16 protein-coding genes are annotated in these 25,631 nt (G+C 42.8%); 9 read left to right on the forward strand and 7 right to left on the reverse strand.

What is annotated here, in order from left to right; all coding sequences use genetic code 11:
• Positions 1-5: 5 nt before the first annotated feature.
• The 6 genes from pstA to MSTHT_RS06595 form a co-directional block, all read right to left on the reverse strand.
• The gene (gene pstA, locus MSTHT_RS06565) at positions 6-863 is read right to left on the reverse strand and encodes a phosphate ABC transporter permease PstA (RefSeq protein WP_181952262.1); all 858 of its coding nucleotides are present in this window, start codon (positions 861-863) and stop codon (positions 6-8) included.
• A gap of 2 nt (positions 864-865) precedes the next feature.
• Positions 866-1,756, reverse strand: coding sequence for a phosphate ABC transporter permease subunit PstC (gene pstC / locus MSTHT_RS06570; protein ID WP_048167090.1), 891 nt, complete (start codon positions 1,754-1,756; stop codon positions 866-868).
• 31 nt (positions 1,757-1,787) lie between these two features.
• Positions 1,788-2,681, reverse strand: coding sequence for a PstS family phosphate ABC transporter substrate-binding protein (locus MSTHT_RS06575; RefSeq protein ID WP_048167091.1), 894 nt, complete (start codon positions 2,679-2,681; stop codon positions 1,788-1,790).
• Between the two features lie 464 nt (positions 2,682-3,145).
• Positions 3,146-5,941, reverse strand: a complete 2,796-nt coding sequence (locus MSTHT_RS06585; RefSeq protein ID WP_048167093.1) for a DNA-directed DNA polymerase — start codon at positions 5,939-5,941, stop codon at positions 3,146-3,148.
• Between the two features lie 103 nt (positions 5,942-6,044).
• The gene (locus tag MSTHT_RS06590) at positions 6,045-8,084 is read right to left on the reverse strand and encodes a putative cobaltochelatase (protein WP_048167094.1); all 2,040 of its coding nucleotides are present in this window, start codon (positions 8,082-8,084) and stop codon (positions 6,045-6,047) included.
• Positions 8,085-8,103: 19 nt separating this feature from the next.
• Positions 8,104-9,801, reverse strand: a complete 1,698-nt coding sequence (locus tag MSTHT_RS06595; RefSeq protein ID WP_231588222.1) for an S-layer protein domain-containing protein — start codon at positions 9,799-9,801, stop codon at positions 8,104-8,106.
• Positions 9,802-10,216: 415 nt separating this feature from the next.
• On the opposite strand from MSTHT_RS06595, the gene MSTHT_RS06600 reads away from it, so the two are divergent.
• The 9 genes from MSTHT_RS06600 to MSTHT_RS06640 are packed head-to-tail and all read left to right on the forward strand — an operon-like array spanning position 10,217 to position 23,884.
• A complete protein-coding gene (locus tag MSTHT_RS06600; protein ID WP_048167096.1) occupies positions 10,217-10,795 on the forward strand; it encodes a hypothetical protein in 579 nt (192 codons plus the stop codon).
• 29 nt (positions 10,796-10,824) lie between these two features.
• Complete coding sequence (locus MSTHT_RS06605) at positions 10,825-12,387, forward strand: outer membrane protein assembly factor BamB family protein (protein ID WP_231588223.1); 1,563 nt, start codon at positions 10,825-10,827, stop codon at positions 12,385-12,387.
• 4 nt (positions 12,388-12,391) lie between these two features.
• On the forward strand, positions 12,392-14,110 hold the full coding sequence (locus MSTHT_RS06610) for a WD40 repeat domain-containing protein (RefSeq protein WP_048167097.1): 1,719 nt from the start codon (positions 12,392-12,394) through the stop codon (positions 14,108-14,110).
• Positions 14,111-14,119: 9 nt separating this feature from the next.
• On the forward strand, positions 14,120-18,106 hold the full coding sequence (cobN, locus tag MSTHT_RS06615; protein ID WP_048167098.1) for a cobaltochelatase subunit CobN: 3,987 nt from the start codon (positions 14,120-14,122) through the stop codon (positions 18,104-18,106).
• 13 nt (positions 18,107-18,119) lie between these two features.
• Positions 18,120-19,694 carry a hypothetical protein gene (locus MSTHT_RS06620; RefSeq protein WP_048168434.1) on the forward strand — a complete coding sequence of 525 codons (1,575 nt, stop codon included), beginning with the start codon at positions 18,120-18,122 and terminating at the stop codon, positions 19,692-19,694.
• Between the two features lie 37 nt (positions 19,695-19,731).
• Positions 19,732-21,477, forward strand: a complete 1,746-nt coding sequence (locus MSTHT_RS06625) for an ABC transporter ATP-binding protein (protein WP_231588224.1) — start codon at positions 19,732-19,734, stop codon at positions 21,475-21,477.
• 24 nt (positions 21,478-21,501) lie between these two features.
• Entirely contained in the window at positions 21,502-22,395 is an 894-nt protein-coding gene (locus MSTHT_RS06630; protein ID WP_048167099.1) for an energy-coupling factor transporter transmembrane component T family protein, read from the forward strand.
• Positions 22,392-23,159 (forward strand): ABC transporter ATP-binding protein, encoded by a 768-nt coding sequence (locus MSTHT_RS06635; protein WP_048167100.1) that lies wholly within the window; start codon positions 22,392-22,394, stop codon positions 23,157-23,159. Before MSTHT_RS06630 ends, MSTHT_RS06635 begins: the two co-directional genes overlap by 4 nt.
• Positions 23,159-23,884, forward strand: a complete 726-nt coding sequence (locus tag MSTHT_RS06640; protein ID WP_048167101.1) for an ABC transporter permease — start codon at positions 23,159-23,161, stop codon at positions 23,882-23,884. The genes MSTHT_RS06635 and MSTHT_RS06640 overlap by 1 nt, the downstream gene beginning before the upstream one ends.
• A gap of 310 nt (positions 23,885-24,194) precedes the next feature.
• On the opposite strand, the gene MSTHT_RS06645 is transcribed toward MSTHT_RS06640, so the two are convergent.
• Positions 24,195-25,220, reverse strand: coding sequence for a phosphate signaling complex PhoU family protein (locus MSTHT_RS06645; RefSeq protein WP_259274592.1), 1,026 nt, complete (start codon positions 25,218-25,220; stop codon positions 24,195-24,197).
• Positions 25,221-25,631: the final 411 nt, after the last annotated feature.

A 25,631-nucleotide genomic window follows, 5' to 3' on the forward strand; every position in this document is an offset into this window, starting at 1 on the left:
TCTAATTAAATTTTCAGTTTATTCCTGTAATGCCTGCGAATCACAACGGCTACAAGGTTTACCCCCAGTACGATAATCAATAGAACCAGAGCTGTTCCGTACTGGATAGATTTGGTCTCAGAGATGTTTGTACCGGCAGTTGCAAGCACGAAAAGATGGTAAGGAAGCGCCATAAACTGGGAATAGATTGAATCAGGCAACCTTGGCAGAAAGTAAGCAGCCCCTGTAAAGAGAATAGGTGCGGTTTCTCCTGCAACCCTTCCTATGCTCAACACTGACCCCGTAACAATTCCGGGTATGGCAGCTGGCAGTACTACATACCTTATTGTCTGCCATTTACTCACCCCAAGGGCAAGGGACGATTCCCGATATTCATTAGGAACTGTAAGCAAAGCTTCTTCAGAAGCACGGATAATTACCGGTAGAATCAGGAGTGCAAGCGTAAGAGAAGCCGAGAGTATGGAAGGACCAAAATCAAAATATTTCACAAACAGTGCAAGCCCGAAAAGCCCGAAGACCACTGAGGGAGTCCCTGCGAGATTGTTGATTGCCATTTCGATTAGCCAGGTTGTGCGGGATTCTCCTGCATATTCGTTCAGGTATATGGCAGCCATAACTCCTAGAGGAAGAGCTACAAGCATGGAGCCTATTATTAGGGCTATGGTGCCTATAATTGCTGGAAAGATCCCACCCGCTGTCATCATTCTGTTAGGCATTTGTGTAAGGAACTCGATACTAATTGCCCCATACCCATTTAAGATAATGTAGGCAAGGATGACCAACACGATACCTGTCACTATTATCGTAGCCAGAGTTAACAGGGAAAAGGCAATTTTTTCATTTGTATTTGAGTTCAAGCCCATGATCACCTCACCTTAAACTGGTATTTCTTTTTTATATAATCCGCAACCAGATTAACCAGAAGAGTAATAATGAAAAGTACAGACCCAACTGCGAAGAGGGCATAGAAGTGTTCACTTCCCTGAGGGACTTCCCCCATCTCAAGCGCTATTGTGCCGGTCATTGTTCTTACAGGACCAAAAAATCCTCCCGGGAAAGAAGGAATTATTGCAGCATTCCCGGTTACCATCAGAACAACCATTGTCTCTCCAATAGCCCTTCCCACACCAAGCATTACTGCTGCTGAAATTCCGGAAATAGCTGCAGGAATTATGACCTTATATATAGTCTGCCATCTTGTAGCCCCAAGCGCAAGCGAACCATGCTTGAGAGTGCTGGGAACTGAGCTTATAGCATCTTCTGATATGGTGACAATTGTGGGGAGTGCCATAATTCCCAGCACAATGGAACCTGTAAGGGCAGTCTGTCCTGTAGGCAAATTAAGAGTTTCCTGTATAAGAGGAACCAGCACAACAAGCCCGAAAAACCCATAAACAACAGAGGGAATACCTGCCAGAATCTCAATAAAAGGTTTTAAAAAACCCGCAACTTTTGGATGTGCGATTTCAGAGATGTATATTGCAGAAGCGATTCCCAGAGGAACTGAAAACAAAATTGCTCCGACAGTCACAAGAAGGGAGCCAAGAAATAGAGGCATAAGCCCGAATTGCTGGTTTACGGATGTTGGGTACCAGAATTTGCCTGCGAGAAAATCAAGAAGAGATGTTTCTTTAAAAAGAAGTAAACTGTCCCTGAATAGAAATAAGCATATGAGAAAAAGGATCGCGACCGTCAGGGTGCTTGTTATGAAAAGCACAGATTCGATCCCTTTTTCCCTATAATTCCTGCTATGCATAACTTCTCCTGAAAATGTCCTTTTTGAGACTTTACCGATTTATCGGGAAGTATCCTACCTCACTTATCAGGTTCTGTCCTTTTTCGCTCATCACAAAATCAATAAATTCCTTTGTGAGTCCAGAAGGTTCTCCATTAGTGTAGAAATACAGAGGCCTTGAAAGTGGGTATGCGCCACTGATAATATTCTCAGGAGTTGGAGGCACAGAGCCGTTCCCCCCATCCAGGTTTAAGCCTTTTACGCTTTCATCAAGATACGCAACGCCTATATATCCGACTGCATTAGGGTTTTGAGAGACCTCACCTATGATTACTCCTGTAGCCGGCTGTGTAAGCGCATCGGGACGAAATTCATCCCCAAGCAGAACCTCCTCTTTAAAATACTCATAAGTTCCGGAACTGCTGTCTCTGGAGATGGCTACAATAGGTCTATCCTCACCGCCTATCTCCTTCCAGTTTGTTACGTTTCCGTTATAGATGCCGCGTAATTGACCAAGGGTAAGTTCAGAAACAGGGTTTTGTGGGTTTACAATTACCGAAATTCCATCATAAGCAATAACATGCTCTACAGGATTGATTCCGTTTGCTCTGGCATATTCTACTTCTTCGTTTTTTATCTCTCTGGATGCAGTAGCGATATCTACCTCACCGTCAATAAGCGCTGTAATTCCAACACCGGATCCGCCGCCGGTCACTGTTACACTTTTATTGGGGTTTTCATTCATGAATTCTTCAGCTTCAGCCTGTACAAGAGGCAAAACCGTATCAGAACCTTTCAGAGAAATTTCCTGTGATCCTTCCCTCCATGAGGATCTTTCCTTCGCAGAGTCTTTACTGCTTTCGTTTTCAGTACAGCCAGCTCCCAGAAAAACAAGTCCGAACACAAATAATGTAAAAATTATGTAACTTTTTAATCTGTTTACCATTATGGGGTACTCCGCCTGGAAGTGATGAGTCAGTAATTTAATCTAACTAACCCGGTACCATTATAATTCACAATAAAAGAGAGAAATATATAAAGATTCGCCTTATATGTTATAGAGAAGTATATACAGCTCGTAAATATAGAATAAAGTTGTGTAATATATGTATACAATATAAAATATATACAAAAGGGAAAAACGGCGTAAGGAAACTCCAGTATAAAAAACCAGTAACAGGCAGGAAACAGATTAAAACCTTAGAAGGAACTCTCAAGAATCCAAAACCTGAAAAAGCTGAGAATGGAAATGAAAAATTAGAAATCGTGCCAAATTTTTAGATAATCAAATGTTTAGATAATCAAGATATAAATGATCAAGAAAGTTCAAGCTATTTTTAAAAGACTGGAGCTATTTTTAAAAGGCTGAAACTATTTTTAAAAGATTGGGAACAGGAAAATGCAGCAGGCTCAAAAATCGAAAAGGGAACTCTGCCCTACACGCCCGTTCTCTTTAAATAAATTTTGTTCCTTAGGCTTCTCATTATTTTCCTTTTTGGGACGAGGCTTTTCCTGCTTCATTTTCTCAGGTTTCTTAGCTTCAAAGTCAAATAGTCCTTTTTGTTTGGAATCAAAGTCAAGTGAAGAAAGCTTAACCCCGAGAACCTCTAGGATACGTTCCACAGGAGGGAGTATCTGTTTCTTAATATAGTAATCGACATCTATCGGGATATTGTGTTCCCTGACATAGTCTGGGTCTTCAGCCCTATCTACAAATAGCCCTTTTCCAGCAGTAATGATAAAAGGTATCCTGGTTCCTATAGAAGGCATAACACCGGTCCGTTCTTTAAGCTTCTCTGCGACTGTAAGGTGAGGCTGCTTGTTCTTGTAACTCTCCAATTTCCGGGTAAGGGTGCGTGTGAGAATAAGGCTTTCGATAATCTGGGAGTCTTTTGCCGGGTCGAGGTTCCTGACATCGTTAACCACCTTGCGGACATGTTCAACAGCCCGGTCAACATCACCTTCTTTAAGCACGAGCTCAAGAACCCTGTTGAGGGTTACCGAGGTCAGTTCACACCAGTCTCTTCGGACTGTTTCCATACCTTTGACCTTAATCTTATCTTCCCAACCAGAATTCCTGGGTTCAAAAAGCCAGAGAGCATAACGTTTCTTTGCTATAAGGAGAGCACGTTTCGCAATGGATTCAAACTCAAGCTCCATTGGGTCAGGCAGGGAAGCAGAAACGATATTTGAAAGCCTGTTACCTACAAGGCTAACCTCCTCAAGCGAGAGATCCTCTGTGGATTGACAGTGGACAAAAACACTATCTGTATCTCCGTAGGCAACCGACAACTCAACTACCTTATCATGGGGAGAGAGTTCTCCAGCTTCTTCAAGGAGTAGAGCTGCTCCATTCCTGAGCACGATTTTTCCTATGGTGTTGATAATATCCCGGGTGTTCAGGATATTGCTTCTGCCGAAACTGGTTACAGCGTTTGCAAGCGTCAAGTTGTAGAGCCTTGCCCGGGCATATCCGGAATAACCGTAAAAGCTATTTAGCAGAATCTTTACGGCGAGTTGAGTAGCATCAAGTACTCGATACTCGTTTTCATCAGAAGTGCTTCTCATTCTTTTCTTTGTCAGCGACCTCTGGTTAAGCAGATCTTCAAGGATAGAAGGCACGATGCCTTTGTAAACGTCAGGAGGCACGAACTCCCCTCCCGAGGGAGGTTTGATAGTTGCCCCATCAGGTCTGTCACCTGTAACTACTGTACTATAACACAGGTTATGCGCCATCATTATAGTTGGGTAAAGAGACTTGTAGTCAAGAATAATTACATTCTCCAGAAGCCCTTTTTTGGGTTCCAGGACTTCTCCACCTTTAAGATCGGAACTCATTTCATAACGCTCAGCCGAAACCTCATCATCAGGTTTGGGGAGGAGAACACGGTCGCGGCGCCCGAATTCTCTGAGAAGCAGAGTCTCAACCATCGAAGTCTGACCGCCGTCAACAATTTCCTGAAGCAGGCTTCCGCTGACCTGGGCAAGAGCTATATACTTGTCAAGGAGCCTCAGATTAAGGATAAGTTCGAGAGCCAGTTCGGCATCCCTGCGTGCATAATCGACGAATTTTCTGAATTTTTCCCCTGTATCAAACCAGTATTCTTCCATCTCAAGAGGGGGCACATCCAGCTTTTCACGGTTCAAAAGTTCCTTTGAGACCGCACGCAGGGTGTATTGCTTGAGACTGAAAGCTCTTCTTACAAGAGGAAGCGCATCAACAACCACACGGCCTTTTATTTCAGTACGGGTGAGAAGCCCGAATCGTCTGTATCCGATTTTGCTGCCGTCTCTGCCGACAACAGGATTTATTGCTTTCCCCTGTGCAGCCAGAGCCCGGACTCTGTCCGTTATGTAAGGAATATCGAAATCCTGATGGTTATAACCTGCTACAATATCAGGGTCGTATTCGCAGAAGATTTCGAAAAACCGATTTAGCATCTCAGTCTCGTCTTTGCAGGGAAGAACATCGGAATTTATGCCTTCCGCAGGTTTTGCCAGAAGCACAAGCGTTTTATGACCTCTGTATTCTGGCTCGAAGGAGAAACTGATCATAATTATGGGTGAAACATCAGGGGAAGGCATTCCACCATCAAGAGGCAGACACTCTATGTCAAAAGAAAGATACTTCAGAGGGGCAATTGTAAAGTTTTCAATCTTTTTAAACCCGGATGCAAGGATTGAAGAATCACATGCGAAATTTTCGCAGCGGGAGCTGCCTGAGTTGCCTCCCCGGAAATATTTTACAGGGTCAACCGGGGCTCCTTCTGCGGATAACCAGACCATACCTCCAAGGTTCTTATCGATTAAAAAACGATTTCTGAAGAGAATATCAGTTTCATAGACTTCCCATTTGCCCTCAGCCCGCATCACTTCCTGGAGCTTGAGAATATCGTCCCTTATCTCGGGCACGTCTCTGGGAAGGTGGGTGGTGATTTTGAGCATCTCTTTTTTTGTTTTCTGATACCCAATGGGCTCGAATTTTTCAACAATTTCGACTTTTTTAACTTGAGCAAAAGTCTCTTTGATAAGCCTGGCTACGGCGTGAAGGTCTCCAGAAGCCTTAAGATAAAAATAAGGCTCAAAACCAGGTACAAAACAGCAAACGCTTTTCCCGTCCGCCCCCCTGCCAAAGAGGCGGATGACGGGGTTGCTGTCATAAATAACTTCATAATCTGCATCCAAGATCTGGAAATCCATAGGCATGGTTTACGGTTTTAGATAGACATATAGCTTTTGTTGTATTTTGAAAAATAGGAGTATATGCTCAAGAAAGCCTGAAGAATCAAAGCATAAAAAAGTGAAAACTTCAAACTGAAAGGTTGTCTGAAGGAAAAGAAAGCTCGAAAGGAGCAAACGCCCGAACAGCTTTAACTATGGAATCTGTATTTAAGTCCTCAAGCGCAAGATATCGAGCTCCAAGAGAATTGGAAATTTCCCTGGCAAGCCCGAACTTAATCATGCTGCATTCCGTATCAATAACTGCCGATTGTATACATTCCTTTCTGAACAGAGAAGCTATTTTTTTTGTTTCCTGGAGGGGTGGTTCCCCATACATACTGACATTTGCCTTCCCGTCAGAAATAAGAACCATAAACGGACAGGTATCCGGATTGCGGCGTAGTTCTGCCTGTATAGTTTCATAGCCTTTCATTAACCCATGAGAAAGAGGAGTCTTTCCTCCGGTTGGTAGTTTCTCCAGATATTTTTGTGCTATTTCCACACTGGAGGTTGGCGGCAGTATCAGCTCTGCCCCTGCCCCCTTAAAAGCAATAAGTCCAACCTTGTCACGTTTCTGGTAAGCATCCATCAGCATTGAAAGAACTGCACCTTTGGAGGCTACCATCCGCTGCTGAGCCCCCATGGAACCGCTGGCATCCACCACAAAAAGAACAAGGTTACCGATCTTTTTCTCTCTGACCTTCTCTCTGAAATCGGAATCATGAATTACTATGGAATTACCGTTTTTTCCCCGTGTAAACTGATAAGGAGCGGCTGCTCTCAAAGTGGCATCAAAAGCAAGGTCTGTGGTTTTTCCCTTGGGAATTTCGCTCTTTATATACTTGCCCTGTTTGGATTTCGTCAAAGTTTTGCTGCGTCGACCTGATCCTTTTCGCTTATTTCTACGAAAATCAGGTGACAATTGTTTTATCTGATAACTTTCTCCTGTTGAAAAAATTGTTTCTGAAGAAGCATCAGATTGTTCTCCAGCACCATCCTGCGTGGAATCTGACTTCTGCTCTTCGGGCTGTGTATGTGCTTTCTCTGAATGTTCTCTATGTTCTTTTTTTTTCTGTTCGTCTTTCTTTTGCTTTTCCCTCTGTTTTTCGATACTCTCATTCAATTTATCCTGCTTTTCAGAAGGGTTATCAAAAGGTTTTCTGCGCATACGATGCGGGAGGACTAATTCTGCAGCTTCTTTCACATCCTCTTCAAGCACCTCAGTCCTCCCATTGAAAGCTGCAAGCGTAATTGAGGTTTTCATCATCGTAATATCCGCTCTATGTCCGTCTACCCCCATATCGACACAGATCTGACTGACCAGTTCAAGCATGCTGTCCGAGATCTTCACATCAGAAAGCAATTTCTGCGCCAGAAGAATCTGTGCACGGAGTTCAGACTCTGCAGCCTGCCAGCTTGCTGCAAAAGCCTCAGGGTCAGCCTCATAGCTAAGTCTGTACTTGATGAGTTGCACTCTTTGGGCTACATCCCTGATTCCCTTTATATCTACGCATAAACCGAAACGATCAAGCAACTGAGGTCGAAGTTCCCCTTCTTCAGGGTTCATGGTGCCTACAAGCACAAAACTCGCAGGGTGAGAATAGGAGATCCCCTCTCTTTCAATAGTATTTACTCCCATTGCTGCAGAGTCAAGGAGCACATCTACAAGATGATCATCCAGAAGATTAATTTCGTCTACATACAGGATACCCCTGTGTGCATAAGCAAGTACCCCGGGTTCAAAGCGTTTTTCCCCTTTCTTGATTGCATGCTCGATATCAAGAGTTCCTACAACCCGGTCTTCGGTAGCGCTTACAGGCAGATCAATAACTTTCATTTTCTCAAAAGAAATATTAAGAGTTCTTGATTTAACTTTTTCAAGGCATTCCTCACACATTGTGCTTATATCATTGGGATTGCAGTGGAATTTACAGCCTTGAACTACCTCGATTTCAGGAAGAAGATTGGCTAGAGCTCTGACTGCCGTTGATTTAGCAGTACCTCTTTCACCTCTAATCAGAACCCCTCCTACTTTTGAATTTATAGCGTTCAGGATAAGAGCTTTCTTCATTTTTTCCTGCCCGACTATTGCAGTAAAAGGATAGACAGTAAAGTTATGGTTTCTCATGATTTAACCTCAACATCTTTCAGTTTCCGATAAGGTATTCTTCAAGGCTCATAACCGGAATAGACCGCTGGGTAGTTGTAGGAAGAACAGAATCCACCTTTTCCACCTTATTCATGAAGGGGAAGAAGGTAACACTGAGTTTTCCTCCTGTCGTCTTTTCAAAGGAGCCAAGATGGATTTCTTCTGTGACTTTGAGGTCCGAGCCAAAATTAAGAGTATTTTTATTTTCAAGCCGGATATGAGGATAAGTTTCAACAACCGTAAGTGAGCCGAATGTTTCCCCTACCTTTAATTCAAGAGGGCTTTCAGAAAAGTGTAGAGGATATCTCAGACTTACACATGAGTTTCCGCTTCCTTCCAGGACATTATCCACATATACGGAAAATAGGGGGATTTCAACACCATTTACGTTTTTTCTATACAAGAGAGTATGTGTACCAATATCAGCCGAATTTCCTGGAGAGATTATGCTTGAGTAAACCGCAACATTATTTCTCAAAACGGTCAGGTAGACTCTATCCGACTTTATATCATCTACTCTCAGGGTATACCCTTCTCCAAGATCCCATTCTTCACCAGAATAGAGACGTCTGTCATTATCATCATCCATAAGGATATTTACAATTCCCTGATTGTCTCCAAGATATGCATACTTCTCCCCATCCCATCCAAGCACAGAATATCCGCCATTAAAAGCATTTTCTCCATAATCCTTCATCTCTGGATTTTTGTATGGAATCCTGACAGGTGAAGATTCATAAACCAGACCACCTTCCCGGATCCAGTCTATTTCATCATCAAGGTTGAGTTCAAGTCTTTCAGTACTGAAATCATTTTCAAGATCATAATAAAGCATACCAAAAGAGTCGGCTGTCCATACACAGGAATCCGGAGAAGAATCCGAGCGGTTTACAGTTAAAGAGGTTCCTTTTATCTTATATGAGTTAATAACATCTTTAGTCATATTGTAAGAACATGCCTTATAGACATTATCAGCCACTCTGAAATCAATCAAGTTTTCAAGAATTGTTACGTAATCTCCGGGGTTCATCCTTATAGGCACTCTATTTTTCAGTTCTATTTTTTCATCTGTAACCTCTGTGACCTCGAAATTGCCATACTGGTCCCCAACTTTGATTTCAATAGGTGCAGTCGAATACTGATTTACGCTTACAAGACTTACAACCGGATCGTTACTGTTGAGAACCCTGCCGAGAGTTCCTTCAAGAATCACATACTTATTCCCGTTTATTGTAGCTGTAAAATTAAATTTTGAGCCCTCATCAACAGATTTGCTGGTAACGGGGAGAAAGTCTTTCTGGAGTTCAAGAAGAGCAGATTCATCGTTTATCCCGAGCAGTACCAGTCTATAGCCGTTCCCAAGATCGTAATCATTCCCCTGTTGAAGATCCCGGCTTCCATAGCTAACCAGATTTTCCGTGATCAATCCATCTTCAAAGACTTTATATTTTTTTCCAAAAAAGCCAGTGGAACCGGAAATGACTTTTGAAGTATACGTTGCATTTCCAGCCTCAATAAGCCCGTCTTCGGAGAAATAAAGCTCCAGCGACTCGTAATATGTGCCGGTAGAGGTTGAATAGTAAAATCCCGGGCAGTTTTCTCCATTGAGGATTACATACTCTCCGGCTGAAATATTTACGAGAGGACCTCTCTGTTCAATAGCACCATTCACAGGAATGACAGCAACTAATGACATTAAGATAAGCAAAATAATATGAGAATTAATATACTTTTTATTTTTTTTATCACTAAGATTCATAAATATCAGAAGAGTTGTAGCAATATATATTAATTTCGATTTTTGATATAAAAAATTTATTAGATTATTAGAAAAATAGCTCAATATTAAAGGAAAAGTAAATCAATCTCAGTTTACCCCTTATGATTAAAAGCATAAAGAATAGAAGAATTTGCTTCTATAGACTGCAAAATAAAATGAGCTTAAATGAAAAGCAATAATTCAGAAATCAAAAAAGGAAGAAGAAAGAATTGTTACTTTAATAGAATTTGTTGCGATATAGTATTCATAATATTAATTTTGTTGTTAATATATATGAGAATCATTGAATATTTTCGAAAGATTTATTAATCATCTATAAAATGAGTCAGTTATGGTTTCCAGCAAGGTTATGATATTCGGATTTATAGCTCTGAGCCTTACAGGTATGATAATTTACTCTCATATAGTGCCGGAAAAAGCCGTTTATCAGGAAAGCTTCGAAGATTGTAATCTTGAAGGAGATTTTCTAGAATGCAAAGATGGCGTACTTTACCTTGATACTGGAAATCCGGTCCAGACAGGAGAAGGAGTTTGGAGTAAAAATGTGAGCATTTCTCCAGGAAAAATTTCCTGGAACTGGGAAGGGCAGGATCTGGATAATTTCAGTCTCTGGTTAAAAATAACATTCAATGATCACAGGTCCATTTACTACGTTGCAGCAGGGAGTATGAATCCGCAGTCTGAAGGTGAATATTATCGGGATAAGGAAAACAGAAGGCGTTTTTCCCCAGCGATCATAGTCTCAGGAATTCCAATGGGTGCAGTTGAAAGAGATCTCATTGAAGATTATAAAAAATATTGCGGTCCCGCTGAAAATATAAAAATTGAAAAAATGAGTGCAGGTTTTGGAGACAATAGTACACAGCATAAGAATATTTTGAGTATCTCAGATCTCAAGATATACGGATAATGATAAAAGGCAATCAAAGGAGCCTCAAAATGAGCCTGAAAATGAGTCTGAAAATGAAAAAGGGTAGTATTGTGCTGATAATTATACTTTCATTTATTTTTCTGGTCTGTTCAGGATGTGTATCTTCACATATCACGGCCTCCGATGAAGAGGGGAATAACAGTAGTGGAGAAATCTCAAAAAATGAAAAGATTCTAGCAGACAATAGTGAGGGCGGTCAGGCAAGCAATCCCCTGAGCCATGAAAATATAACTTCTTCTGAGAAAGTTTCTCCTTACCTTTACTGGGAGTATGAACTTGGAGATATAAAGCCGGAAAATCTCGGTGGAGGAAGATCGAATATTCAGGACTGTGTAGCATATTCCCAGAACGGAAAGTATTTAGCTGTCGGGACAGGGAAAAACCTGACAGTTATTGATGTGCCAGGCAAAAATACGCTATGGAATAAGACCTTAAATGGAAACATTTCAGACATTTCGTTCTCGAAAGACGGGAAGTATCTCCTTGTAGGGGAAAGGAGTGCTGACGGATACATTTATTCCCTAGATGCAGGCACAGGGGTTGAAATTCACAGCTATAGAAGCGCCGACGATCTGGGAACCAGTGAGAACCCAAAATATCAGCCTTCTATATACAAGATAACGGCTGCTGATGATGCCGTATACATCACAGCAGGTAGATACTGTAAAGAACCCGGCTATGGGCTGGCCTCAAGGGTATACAGGTTCAACCCAGATGGTACACTTTCTTGGAAACTGCCAGCAAATGAAAATTATGCTCGGAGTGTAAACTGGATTGATTCAAGCCAGGATGGAAAAAATGTGGTTTTTTCAACCGGGGACTGGACAAATTCCCTTGAACTTGATGCCGTCGTCTACTCTGTAGATGAAACCGGAAACCTCCGCTGGAAATATGAAATTCCGCCTCTTAAACCTTATTTTGTTTCTACAGCTATCTGGCATGGGCTTGATATTTCAGATGATGGTTCCGTAATAACTGCATATACAGGGGACGGAAGAAAGTACCTGTTTTATGATTCAAAAGTTAAAAAACCGGGAAACGGGAAATCCGAATGGTACTCTAAAGAATTGCAATCCAATGTGACAACTCCAGAAGAACTGGAAGGAAGTGTCATCTATGCTTATGGAGAAGACGCTAAAATCGTGTCTGAAAACGAAATAGTTTACCTTACCGGAGCCACTCTTCCTGCATATTATCCCGGAAATGTCCCTATGGCACACCCCCTTGAAAATTCTCTAGTATCATGTGATGTGGAGACGGGAGAAATCTCCTGGAGCTATAATCTAGGAGGGCGTTGTGCAGGGATTTTCTGCTCTCCTGATATGAGATATCTCGTCCTGCCAGTAGGAAAAGATACGTCATCAGGAAACACTCAGGTTCACGGAATCCATGTATTCGATTTCCAGAAGCCCGGAAATGGGAATTCAAAACTGCTCTGGAAATTCAATACAGAAGGAGTGGTTGCGAGTGCTGCGGTCTCTTCAGACTGTACCATAGCAGCAGTCGAAATCCCCGTGCAGCTTGAAAATGGGAATGTAACCGGAAAACACAGGTTAATAATTGTCAGGTGAGAGAATGAAATGGAAATCTTTGATAGTCCTCCTTATAGTGATTTTGGTGGCTTCGGGATGTGCTGAAAAAAGCCAGGAATCCAATAACAATACATTGATTGAAAGCTCGGATTCAGGGATGCAGGAAACGCGGGAAATAAGCAGTTCTGCAGAAGGAGTCCCTATAGACTCTATAGTTTTCTCAAGGGCTGGAGCTCTGCTTACCCTGCAAAGTGCGACAGAACTATCGGAAATACGGGTTTACTCTGGTGAAGAACAGATAGCTTCTCAGAAAGTTGGAGAAACGGAAGGCAATATCTTTGCTTCCTTTGATTGGAATCCCAAATCCCAGTACAGGTTTGAAGTGATAACAGGCTCAGGGGAGTCCAGCACTATTGAAGCATATGCCCCCTCAAAACCTGCCCTGAAAGAGGAATATACCATAGAACTCGAAGATGTAACTCCCGGAAACATTGAAAAAACCAATGCAAATATTAGAGGTGTAACGAAATTCTCACCAAACAGCAAGTATCTCGCAATCGGGACCCATGGAGGTTCTCTGAAACTCTTTGAAGTTGCAACAGGTGAAAAGCTATGGGAAAAGCAGCTCGTTGAAGGGATAGCGGATGCAAGAATTGCAGACATAGAGTTTTCAAAAGATGGAAAACGCCTTTTTGTGGGTGAAGAAAGTCCGGATGCTTTTCTATATTGTTTCGATGTTAACGGCACCGAAATCTGGAAATTTGGTGTAGGCACGGATCTGGGTTCAGACCTCGATCATATGCCTGCCACGAAAAAGATAAAACTTGATTCGGAGGGGAATATTTATGTTGCTGCCAGCAGGGCATGTGGCTATATCGGTGAGAAATACAAGTACCTGGGAAGAGTCTATTCCTTTGATTCCGAAGGCAATATGCGCTGGAAATTCCCAGAATCCGAACTCATGGACTCTGGGGTTGCATGGATTGATGCCACCCCTGATGGAAAATACGCTGTTTTTGGCACTACCAGTTTTACAAAGGCAGATAAATGGAAAGAGGGCACTGTCCATGTTCTGAACGGAAACACAGGACAAGAACACTGGAACTATCATATCCAGCCACTTGAACCATTTTTCGATTATTCGGCAATCTGGTACAGCACGCAGATTACCCCTGACGGAGAAAAGCTGATAACAATGACAAGTGACGGCAGGGCCTTTTTGTTCAATAACTCCGAGATCATCGAGACCGGAACCCCAGAAATTGCATGGGAGAAGAAAATTTCAACTCCGATAATTGTGAGCGGTGTGCCCATTTATGGCAGTGCGAACTATGCCTACATAGTCAATGATACCCTGATCTTTTCAATTGGCAGCACTTTCTCCAAAGATAAAAACAAGGATGCTCCATTTGAACACCCCAGCGGGAACACTATCTTTGCCTATGATTATGACGGCAACCTTCTCTGGAAATGGAGAGTGGACGGATACGCCGGAGAATGTGCACTGAACGACCGTTACCTTGTGATCCCTCTCGCCCAGAACCTAGTAACTGAGGATAGAAGTGGACACGGAGTGTATGTTTTTGACGTATCAGAAAGAGGAGGAGCAAGTTCCAGGCTCATTCAGACATACAACACAGAAGGCATCACTGTATCTGCTGATATCTCGCCTGATGGTAGGTATATTGCAGCCCTGGAAGCTCCTTCAAGGCTTGAAGACGGCACAGTTCTCGGAGAATATAAAGTGCATATCCTTACCTGAGGGTGAAATATGAAAATCGTTTCTGTAACGTGGAATTCATATATTCCTACCCTTTTAAAGGCAGCAGAAGAGCTTGGAATAGAGCTTAAAGCTTACTACTCAAAAATCCTGGAGGAAAATCCCGAAGAAACTGAAGATGTGCTCGCTGCATGTGAGAACGCTGATGCTATCTTCATATATCACATAGCCAATCCCTTCTGGGAAGATTTCTATAAAAAGCTTGAACCATTAAAATCAAGCATACCCATAATCTGTGTTGGCAGCAACCCATCAAGCTTCACTCTTTCTTCAGTAAAACCCGAAATTGCAGCCACATGTTTTTCATATATTATCTACGGAGGGAAGGAAAACTTCAGCAATATGCTAAGATACCTTTTACAAGAGGTTTTTGGTGCTGAAATAGAAGCAAAGCCTCCGAAAAAAATTCCCTGGGATGGACTCTATCATCCTGATGCCGGAGAAATTTTCTCAGATACTCAGGAGTACCTTAAATGGTACGGGCCCCTTCAAGAAAAAACGATTGGGCTACTGATCTCCAGGACTTCGTGGGTAAATAACGAACTTGAGATTGAGAAGGCTCTAATAAATAGTTTTGAAAATCTGGGTTTATCCGTTATCCCTGTTTTTGCATACTCTCTGAAAGATGAAGAACTTGGAAGCAGGAGTATGGAAGAGGTCATCGAAGCCTACTTTATGAAAGACGGAAAGCCCATCATAGATTGCCTTGTAAAACTTTCTCCATTCTTCATTGCCAGCAGCAAAGCGAAAGAGAGGGAAGCCTCATGTGCAGCAAAAGGCGTAGAGTTACTGAAAAAACTTGATGTGCCTGTTTTCCAGCCTGTAATTTCACACTATATGACCATAGAGCAGTGGAAAGAGTCGCAGGGTTTAAGCACCGAGATCGGCTGGAGTGTTGCTTTACCTGAGTTTGAAGGCGTAATTGAGCCAATTGTAATAGGCGCAGGAAAAATGGAAGAAAATTACATGGGCCGTTTCCCTATTGAGGAACGTTGCTCAAAACTTGCATCCAGGGTTCTGAAATGGATAACCCTCAAGAAAAAACCTGTTGGCGAGAGAAAAGTTGCTTTTATCCTTCACAACAAGCCATGTTCGGGGGTTGAAGCATCGGTAGGAGAAGCTGCTAACCTTGATTCCCTTGAAAGCCTGGCAAGAATCCTCAACCGGATGCAGGAGGCTGGTTATAATGTAAACCCTCCCCTTAACGGCAAGGAGCTTATAGACACTATCCTGAGCAAAAAAGCAATTTCCGAGTTCAGATGGACTCCCATTAACGAGATTGTAAAGAACGGCGGAGCTCTCGCTTTTGTGGAAAAAGAAGAATACGAGAAGTTCTTCAACACCTTGAGCCCCCATGTTAGGCAGAGGGTAATTGAGAACTGGGGAAATCCTCCGGGAGAAGAGATCAACGGCATTCCTGCTGCAATGGTCTACGAAAATAAAATTGTAGTTACTGGAATACAGTATGGAAATGCTGTGGTCTGTGTACAGCCAAAAAGAGGATGTGCAGGCGCCAGATGTGACGGAAAAGTATGCAAGATCCTGCACGATCCTGAAGTTCCCCCAACCCACCAGTACATTGCGACATACAGGTATCTTGAGAATACTTTTGGAGCCGATGTGCTTGTGCATGTGGGAACCCACGGCAATCTTGAGTTCCTGCCAGGAAAAGGGGTTGGGCTTTCAGAAGACTGCTGCCCTGATATAGGGATCGGAACAATACCCCATCTTTATATTTACAACTCTGACAACCCTCCTGAAGGTACAATCGCCAAACGCCGAAGCCTTGCCTGTCTTGTTGACCATATGCAAACAGTCATGACCGCAGGAGGGCTTTATGAAAGCCTTGATGAGCTTGACAGGCTGTTAGGGGAATACGAGCAAGTAAAACATGATAAAGGAAGGTTGCACGCTTTAAAACACCTGATACTTGACGAGATTAAAAAATCGAACCTTGACTCAGAGATAAAAACTGACCATGAGACTCCTTTTGAAGAAATTGTAAGAAGGGCACATGAAACCCTCGGAAGGATAAGGAACAGCCAGATACACCACGGAATGCACATCTTCGGGCAGATCCCTGAAGGTGAGAAAAAAGTTGAGTTCATAAACTCGATTTTAAGGTATGATGACCAGGAAAGTGTGGGAAATAAGGTTTCTATTCGCAGACTGATTGCAGAAATCCTGGGGCTCGACCTTGACGAACTGATATCTGACCAGGGCCGGATTTCAGAAAATGGAAAATCAAATGGGCAGAGAATTGAGGAGATTGATTCCCTCTCAAAAGACTTTATCAGGATATTCATAAATAACCCGGAAAAAGAGCCGTCCTTAATAATCAGAGAGATTCTTGCAGCAAAAAACTTCATGGAACAGACCGTTACACAACATATTTTTAAAGAAAGATTTTTAATAGAACACGTTCTGGCAGATAGGGGTTTCGTAGGAGATAACACTGAAGAAGAAAATTTTACAGAACCTGGTATTACAGAACCGTTTTTCAAAGAACAGAATTTTTCGAGTATAAATTCGGTATTTTCTCAGGACGCTGCTGCAATCTGTGAAAGGATTCTTGACCTTGAATCCAGAATTGATGCCTCTCTGGAAATAGAGTCACTTCTCCACGGCTTTGAAGGGGGATATATCCCTCCAGGCCCATCCGGGCTTATCATGCGCGGAAAAGACGATGTACTGCCTACAGGCAGGAACTTCTATTCTCTTGATCCCAGAAGGGTTCCAACAAAAGCCGCCTGGAGAGTTGGGCAGCAGCTCTCGGAGGCACTGATCAATAAACATCTAAGAGACGAGAACCGTTACCCTGAGAATGTCGGCTTTTACTGGATGGCAAACGATATCATGTGGGCTGATGGAGAAGGTATGGCACAGATAATGAGCCTGCTCGGGGTTGAACCTATCTGGCTCAGCAACGGTAACCTGAAAGGGTTCAATGTTATTCCACTTAAGAAACTGGGCAGACCCAGGATTGATGTTACTATAAGGGTTTCAGGAATCCTCAGGGACAACTTCCCGAACTGCCTGGAGATTATAGATGAAGCTATCCAAGCTGTAGCCTCTCTTAATGAACCTGAGGAAATGAACTATCCGAGAAAACACAGCCTAAGGATGATTGAAGAAGGAGCAGATTTCAGGGAAGCTACCTTACGGATTTTTTCAAGCAAACCCGGAACCTATTCGGCAGGGGTGCAGCTCGCTGTTTATGCAAGTGCCTGGAAAGACGAGAAGGACCTTGCAGACATCTTCCTTTACTGGAATGGCTATGCTTACGGAAAAGATGTAAAAGGAAAAGAGGCTCACATGCAGCTTGCTTCCAGCCTGAAGACTGTTGATGCCACATTTAACAAAGTGGTCAGTGACGAGTATGACTTACTTGGCTGCTGCTGTTATTTCGGGACTCATGGAGGGCTCACGGCTGCTGCAAAACATGCCTCGGGAAAAGAAGTAAAGGTCTATTTCGGAGATACGAGAGAGCCCCAGCATGTTGAAGTCCGGGACATGGCAGATGAGATACGCAGGGTGGTGCGGAGCCGGCTCCTAAACCCGAAATGGATCGAAGGCATGAAACAGCATGGGTATAAGGGTGCACAGGATATATCTAAAAGAGTTGGAAGAGTCTACGGCTGGGAGGCTTCCACGCAGGAAGTGGACGACTGGGTCTTTGATGATATCACAAAGACATTCGTCCTCGACGAAGAAATGCGCAGGTTCTTTGAAGAGAACAATCCCTATGCCCTTGAAGAGATGGCACGCCGACTCCTTGAGGCGCAGTCAAGAGGACTATGGAACCCCGATCCTGAACTTCTGGAAAAGCTGAAAAACTCTTACCTTGAAATAGAGAGCTGGATGGAAGAGCTGGCAGGAGAAGGAGAGTTTCAGGGTGGATCTGTGAATATCGTGAGCTTTGAAGACGTTCCTGACTGGGATAAGAAAATGCAGGAAATCAGAAGAATCCTCAAATAAAAAAGGTTGCGGAATGAAAAACATAGCTTATCTTCTCCCTGTAATGTTACTCGTCTTCCAGCCGACAATAGCCCTTGCACAGGAGGAATTTGAGCTTGAAGAGATGACTGCATTCATGCTTCAGGTTCCGCATGGTGTGGAAGGGAACGGGCTTGCAGTAGGAGGCAGTAACCTTTCTGCACACGTTTTTTTTGAGAGCTATTATAATGGAAATATGAATGTGACTCTAGTGATCGATTTACCTGAGGGTTTCGTTCTCCGGGATACGCCTGTCCAGTCATTTTCTCTTCAGACCGAGTATGAAGACTGGTACAGGCTCGTTGATATTTATATTCCAGAGGATCTGCCTTCCGGAACCTACGATATAACTGCAACTGCAGTTGTTGACGTTGATGGAAACAAGCATACCATTGTTCGCAAAACGCAGCTCAGGGTTGCCTCAAAAGATGAAGTCGCAAATGAGATTTTAGTCTCCGGATTGATAATACCGTCAGATGAGGACGGATACGGAAACCCGAGCTATCCTTCTAATACTCTTATTATTCGGGAAACATCTCCTGTTCTCAAAAAGCTTCTAAAGGTTACAGACCTCCAGATCAACAGGGAAGAACTTACTTCAACCTTCATTGGAGTGGAGATTTCAAACAAAGGAAACAATACGGTACCAGTTGTAGTTACCTATGATATTCTTGACATCAATACAGGGGAACCTGTAAAAGCCTTCAAACCGACGCTGATGGGGATGAAAGCAGATACCTTCTGCTATGCCGCATTAACACTTCCTCCTGACTCAAATTCACTTGTAAGCCTCCCACTCTATATTTCGGATAATGCAATGGGAGGAGATTATCTGCTCAGAGTAGAAGTTAAACTCACAGGCAGTGACTGGGTTGCAACAACCCGGAATCAAAAAATAACTGCAATCTCAAGGAAATGGGGGCATATAATGATTACATTTGCCTCCACAGTGCTCGGACTGACCGCAGTCAGCCTCTTCTTCATAAAGTCAAAAGAGATAATGAGCAGGTTTAAAACCCGTAACCTTGTGCTTATTTCCCTTTTTGGCACAGTTTCTTTTGCAGCCATAAACCTGCCGATGACAATCCTGTGGGAGCTATCCCATGCCATATTCGGGCCTTTCAGTTTCCTATTTACCGGGCTCTTTTATGAGATCCTTCTTTACATGCTTATTGCCTCACTTGTTGTCCTGATCCCAAAACCTGGAGTGGTTAGCCTTTTTACGATGGTCAGGTTCCTTCTTGGAGGCTTTATAACCGGGAGTTTCACCCCGATTAGTTTTATAACGCTTTCTGTGAGTGCGGTGATTCTGGAGGTTATGATGTATACTGCAGGTATAACCGGCAAAAACCCTGATCCGGGAAACAGGTTGCGGGTGGGGATGGTGTGCGGAATTGCGGATATGATCAGCGGCTATGTCTCTTTCAGCGTTTGGATGGTGCTTTATCGGCTATTTTATAGCAACTGGTACATAATGGCGAATATCCTGATAGACGGGTTTCTCTACACTTTCATAGGAGCCTGGTTCGGAATAAGCCTGGGAAACAGACTGAAAAAGGTGGCAGAATAAGGTTGGAGAATAAAAGTAGCAAAGTCAGGGTGGTACAGTGGGAGATGATATCAGAAAACAGAATAAGGGCGGTACAATAATAGAGATCAAAGATTTGTGGTACACATATCCGGGTAGATCGGAACCGACTTTGAAAGGAGTCAATCTGAAAATAGAGGAAGGAGAATTCGTCCTCCTGACCGGACCTACAGGCTGTGGGAAGAGCACTTTACTCAAAACACTTAACGGCATAATTCCGTACGAATCCGAGGGAATATTTTCAGGCAGCATAAAAATCATGGGGACAGAAATCGGTGATTTAAACCAGGTAGAGCTTTCAAGGAAAGTAGGGCTTGTCTTCCAGAATCCTGATGACCAGATCTTTTCTACAACTGTTGAAGACGAAGTAGCCTTTGGACTTGAAAACCTCTGCATAGAAAGAGAAGAGATTGATATAAAGGTAGGAGAAGCTCTCCGGACGGTAGGAATGCTAGAACACAGGCTGAGTTCCACGAATGCCCTTTCAGGGGGTCAGAAGCAGAGGGTCTGCATTGCAAGCATGCTCGCGATGATGCCTGAAATCCTTGCCATGGACGAACCTGTAAGCCAGATGGATCCTGCAGGCACACAGGAAATACTGAACACTGTTAGGGAGCTAAACAAGAGAATGAAGATAACCATTTTGCTGGTTGAGCACAGGCTGCACGAAATTGCACCTTTTGCAGATAGAATCGTCATAATGGATAACGGAAAAATAATTTTCGACCAGCCTGTCCACGACGCTTTTGACCATTTGGAGATATTTCACAGGCTGGGTCTTCGGGTTCCCGTGCCTGTCGAGCTCTGCCATACCTTGGGGATAAAGGCGAGACCATTCAGTGCTGAGGAAACGTTTCCTCTGTTGAATAATAGAGATTTTAAAGAAAAAACAGAGAGATACATAACACATCCTGATCCAAAAAAAAGAACCAATCCTGAGGGCTGCTCTGCAGAAAATAACGAACTTTTGATTTCACTCCAGAATGTGTGGTCTGGATATGATAAAAACCGGATGGTGCTTAAAGGCATAAGCCTGGAAATATGCAGAGGTGAAAGGGTTGCAGTTATGGGCACAAACGGATCGGGTAAATCAACTCTGCTTCTAAATCTTGCATCCATACTTAAGCCGTATAAAGGAAGCATAAAGATTTTCGGAGAAGATACAAAGTTAAAAAATTCGTATTCTTTTGCAGGCAGAATAGGGTTCTTATTCCAGAACCCGGATCTTATGCTTTTCTGCAATTCAGCCGAGGAAGAGGTGATGTTTGGACCTGTTCAACTAAAGTTAGAAAATATAGAGGAAAGGACAAGGATCTCCCTGGAAGCGATGTCAATTTTAGATATCAAGCAGGATCTTCCCCAATCTTTGAGCAGAGGTCAGAGATTAAGGACAGCTATTGCCTCAGTACTTTCTATTGACCCAGAGCTTGTCCTTCTGGATGAACCTACAACAGGGCAGGATAGAGAAAATATAGAGCAGATGATGGATTATCTCAAAAATAAAGGTTACACACTTGTGTTCTGTACCCATGATATTGAGATTGCAATGCTTTATGCCACAAGAATTCTTGTGATGAGCGAGGGTCAGATTATAGCGGATGGGAAGGGAAGAGATGTCATAAAGAATACAGATATCCTCAGGAAAGCATCTCTTACCCAGCCGCCTGTTGTTGAGATTGCTAGCTATCTTGGAATTAATGCCTTTTCGATAACAGAACTTGTAGAGATGCTGGCTAATAGAAGTTGTGAAGTAGTGGAATGTTGAAGAACAGGTGGCTGAAGTGATAATATGATAGGAGTCAGATCAATTGCAGAGCCAACAGTCAAAGACACTATAATTCACAGGATGGACCCCAGGGCAAAGATCCTGATTTTGATATCAGTTGCTTTTGTAGCGGTAATACTTGACAATCCTGAGACCATGTTTTTGATGTTTCTGATCGTACTTTCCGGTTTTGCACTCGCAAGGATGCCTGCAATAAAACTCAAAACCCTTGCAATATTGCTCATACTTTTAATCTGGGGAACTGTCTATTCCCAAGCCCTGTTTTATTCCCAACTTCCTAGGACTGTGATTTTTACCATAATCCGCCCTGATTTTCCGGTTCTGGGCTGGATGACAAATGGAGGACTGTTCGTATATGCAGAAGGGCTTCAGCACGGCGCAATTCAGGGTTTGAGATCTGCTACAATCATGTCCCTTGGACTATTGATGTGCTGGACTACGGATTCAAGAGACATGTTAAACGGCCTTGTAGGACTCAGTGTCCCTTATAGCGTGGCTTTTATGGTGGTAACAGCAGTCAGGTTCCTTCCAATAATAATCACCGAAGTGACCACTGTAATAACAGTCCAGAGGCTCAGGGGTTTTAGTCCTAAAAAGTTTGGATCAGGAATTATCAAAACCTCGCTCAATATATTGACCCCTACCCTGTCAAATTGTGTAAGGAGGACAGGTACACTTGCTGTTTCTATCCAGAGCAGAGCTTTTCGAGCTAATACAGAAAGGACATACCTCAAAAAACTGGAATTTTCGAATTTTGACAAAGCAGTTGTTATGTTCTGCATTTTTGCAGCATTAAGTATTGTGATAATAAAGTTTCTTTACAACATGTATACAAGTGGAATTTACTACAATTCAAGCTTAAGACCTGTTTATGCAATTGCCAGGGGATACCTATGATAGAGATTAAAAAATTATCCCGATCCTTCGGGAATCTGCTTGCTGTAGATAACCTGAATCTGGATGTTGGGAATGAGATATTTGGACTTCTGGGTCCCAATGGGGCAGGCAAGAGTACGACAGTTATGATGCTTACAACCCTGCTAAGACCGAGCAGTGGCACCGCAAAGGTCTGCGGATATGATATTGTTAAGGATTCAAAGAAGGTAAGGTCAAAAATAAGCTATGTTCCCCAGGATATGGCAGTGGACAGAAAGCTGACAGGTAGGGAGAATGTGATGCTTTATGCAAAACTTTACGGAATTCCTGATAGGAATTCAAAGGTAGACGAAGTGATCGAAATGATGGGGCTTTCGGACCGCGCAGATGATCTTGTGGCAAAATACTCTGGAGGAATGAGGCGGCGCCTTGAACTCGCCCAGGCGCTTGTGCATAATCCTGAAGTCCTGTTTCTTGATGAGCCCACCCTTGGTCTGGACGTAGGCGGCAGAAAAAAGATCTGGGAACACATTAAAATGCTGAAAGCCGAAGGAATGACTATTTTCATGACAACACATTATTTGGAAGAAGCAGAAAAATACTGTAATCGGGTTGCTATTATTGACAAAGGAAGAATAACAGCTATCGGATCTCCTGAGAATCTTGTAAGCTCAGCAGGAGAGAATGCTTCTCTCAATGACGTTTTTCTAGAAAAAGTCAAAACTCCTGAGGAGCAGGCAGGGTTTAATTTCACACAGTTCAGGAATCTTCTGAGGCGGAGATAATGAAAGCAATATACTACTATTTTGAGAGGGATTTTGTAAAATGGTTGAGAGGAAGAGTAACTGTTATTTCTTCGCTTGTAATGCCTGCAGCCTGGCTTGTATTTGTTGGGCTTGCCCTGCCCACAAAGTTTACTGATAATTATCTTCAATTTATCACTCCTGGCATCCTTGTTATGACAACCCTTTTTTCTTCCCTTCAGGGAGGATCGCTTATGATTTTCGATAAAATACTGGGTTTTTTGAATAAATTCCTCGCAATGCCTTCCCCGAGAGAAAGTATGCTGTATGGAAAAATCCTCTTTATCAGCGTAAGAGGATTACTTCAGGCGACCGTGATCCTGTTGATAGCTGCGTTTCTTGGAGTAAGGATATTGAAACCTATACATATAGTTCTGATATATCTAACACTATTCATGTTTTCGGTTTTTTTCTCTGCCGTCTCAACCATGATAGGACTGTATTTGAGTGACCATGATAGCTACGCAGCCGTGAACAGCATGATCAGCATGCCCCTGTTTTTCACGAGTAGCGCACTTATGCCCTACGAAGTTATGCCTGCCTGGTTGAGGACACTGGCAAAGCTTAATCCAGTGAGCTATGCAATCGACAGTGTAAGAATGCTGTTTGAAGGAGGAATACCTGTTAACGGGATCATCGGCCTTGCTATAGGAGCCGGGATTATGGTGCTTCTTGGAACGTATCAGTTCAGAAAGGCAGTTGTGTGAAAAAGAGAGAATCAAGGAAAAAAGCACTTTCCTTATAGCCTAAGAAATATCTCCTTTGATCCCGAAAACACTTGAAATTAATATAAGTTAAGGGCTTCAGCCAGCCAATATAAAGACATTTCACTTGACTGGCCTGCTCGGCTCAGCTCGCACTAATAACTTCTGAAGTAGTCCTCTTGATTGATGACTATTATAAATTAATCCCTTTTGAACGAAAGAAGTGAGAGAAAAGGACAGCGGGTTGTTGCGATGTAATCGCAACCCCACGTAAATCTCTGATTATATTTGATCCCAATACACAACTCCAGGATCAAGATTTTCTAATACTCATGTTGATTGCAACTTCAGCAATATCAGCGCTGTATTCCGAAACACGCCTGAGACTCTCCAGGATCATACTAAGCTCGATATTGCCTGAACCATTGCAATCCTGCGGCTCCAGAGAAACCCCGAACTGGGAGACTTTTTTGGCTTCTACAACAATTTTATTAATAGCCTGCGGATCTTCTTCAGTCATTGAGCCTATTGAACTCTCGAAAACTTTGAAGGAGAGATCAGCCATCTTGAAGATTGGGTCATCTGCGCTGACCCCGGAGTCCATTTTAAGGACATTCCTGGAGATCCTGACTGCATGGTCTCCTACACGCTCAATGCATTTTGTGATAAGCCTGTATCCCAGGCAATCTCTGGGATGCTTGATTCCTATCTTTTCAGAGAGTTCGATATCCTCGATTGAGGCTTTAAGCTGGCGGACGGAAAGAAGATAAAAGCGGTCCACATCGTCATCCCTCTGGATGACATCCTCGGCAATCTCGACATTGTGATCCCTGAGGGCAGACATGGAATCTTCAAGCATGGAAAGCACAAGCCCATACATGTTTTTGATTACCCGGCTAAGAGGGAGGTCATTGTAGTTGAGAAGGCACTGGAAGACTAGTTCATTCCGGGATTCTTCCACAAGCTCAAGCCCTATTAGTTTCTGGCGCACGGAATCTTTGATAAACTTGCGATCATAGGCACTGAAACCCTTTTTCGTTGTCAGCCTGATGACGTCATAACCCACAAGATAATGAGAAATAAGAATCCTGAGATTATTTTCTGCACTGTCGGAGTGAACATAATCGATTGTAGCCTTAAGGGCTGAATGTTCCTTTGAAGCCGCGCTGGAAGAAATAAGCAGGGTTCTATTGGGCATGGGTGTAAGAGTAAGGGTGTCCCCAGCTTCAAGCCCTATATCCCGGACCCATTTTATGGGGAGAGACACAATATAAGTAGAATTTCCGGTAAACTGAACTTTTCTTTTATCCTTGGTAATAAGTAAACCCCCTGAGGGCATTCTAATTAATCCTGAAGAAACTATATAGAGGAAAGTAATATATAAAGGTATCCTGAAAATAGAACGCTAAAGTAAGAAATAAAACCTCATTACCTTGTCTAATTACCGTATATAGGATCAGCGTTCAATCACAGAAAAACATAGACTTTCATTGAAAATCCCATACAGAGTCAGGCACAAAACTGATTTATGAGAAAGCGTTTTTTCCTTGAAGAATCTTTTTTGACTAGTATAAGAGACCATGTACATAGTAGAGACCATGTACATAGTTCGGTTGTTAATCTACAGGAAACTGGTGAGAACTAATTAGTTTTGATGAAAATGAAAAGATGGAAAAGAGTATAAAAATCCATCTGGAGAGACCTGGGTTAATAAACGACATATTAATTATAAAAGCAGACTAATTCATAT

This window comes from Methanosarcina thermophila TM-1 (genome assembly GCF_000969885.1).
In the GTDB taxonomy this organism is placed as follows: Archaea; Halobacteriota; Methanosarcinia; order Methanosarcinales; family Methanosarcinaceae; genus Methanosarcina; species Methanosarcina thermophila.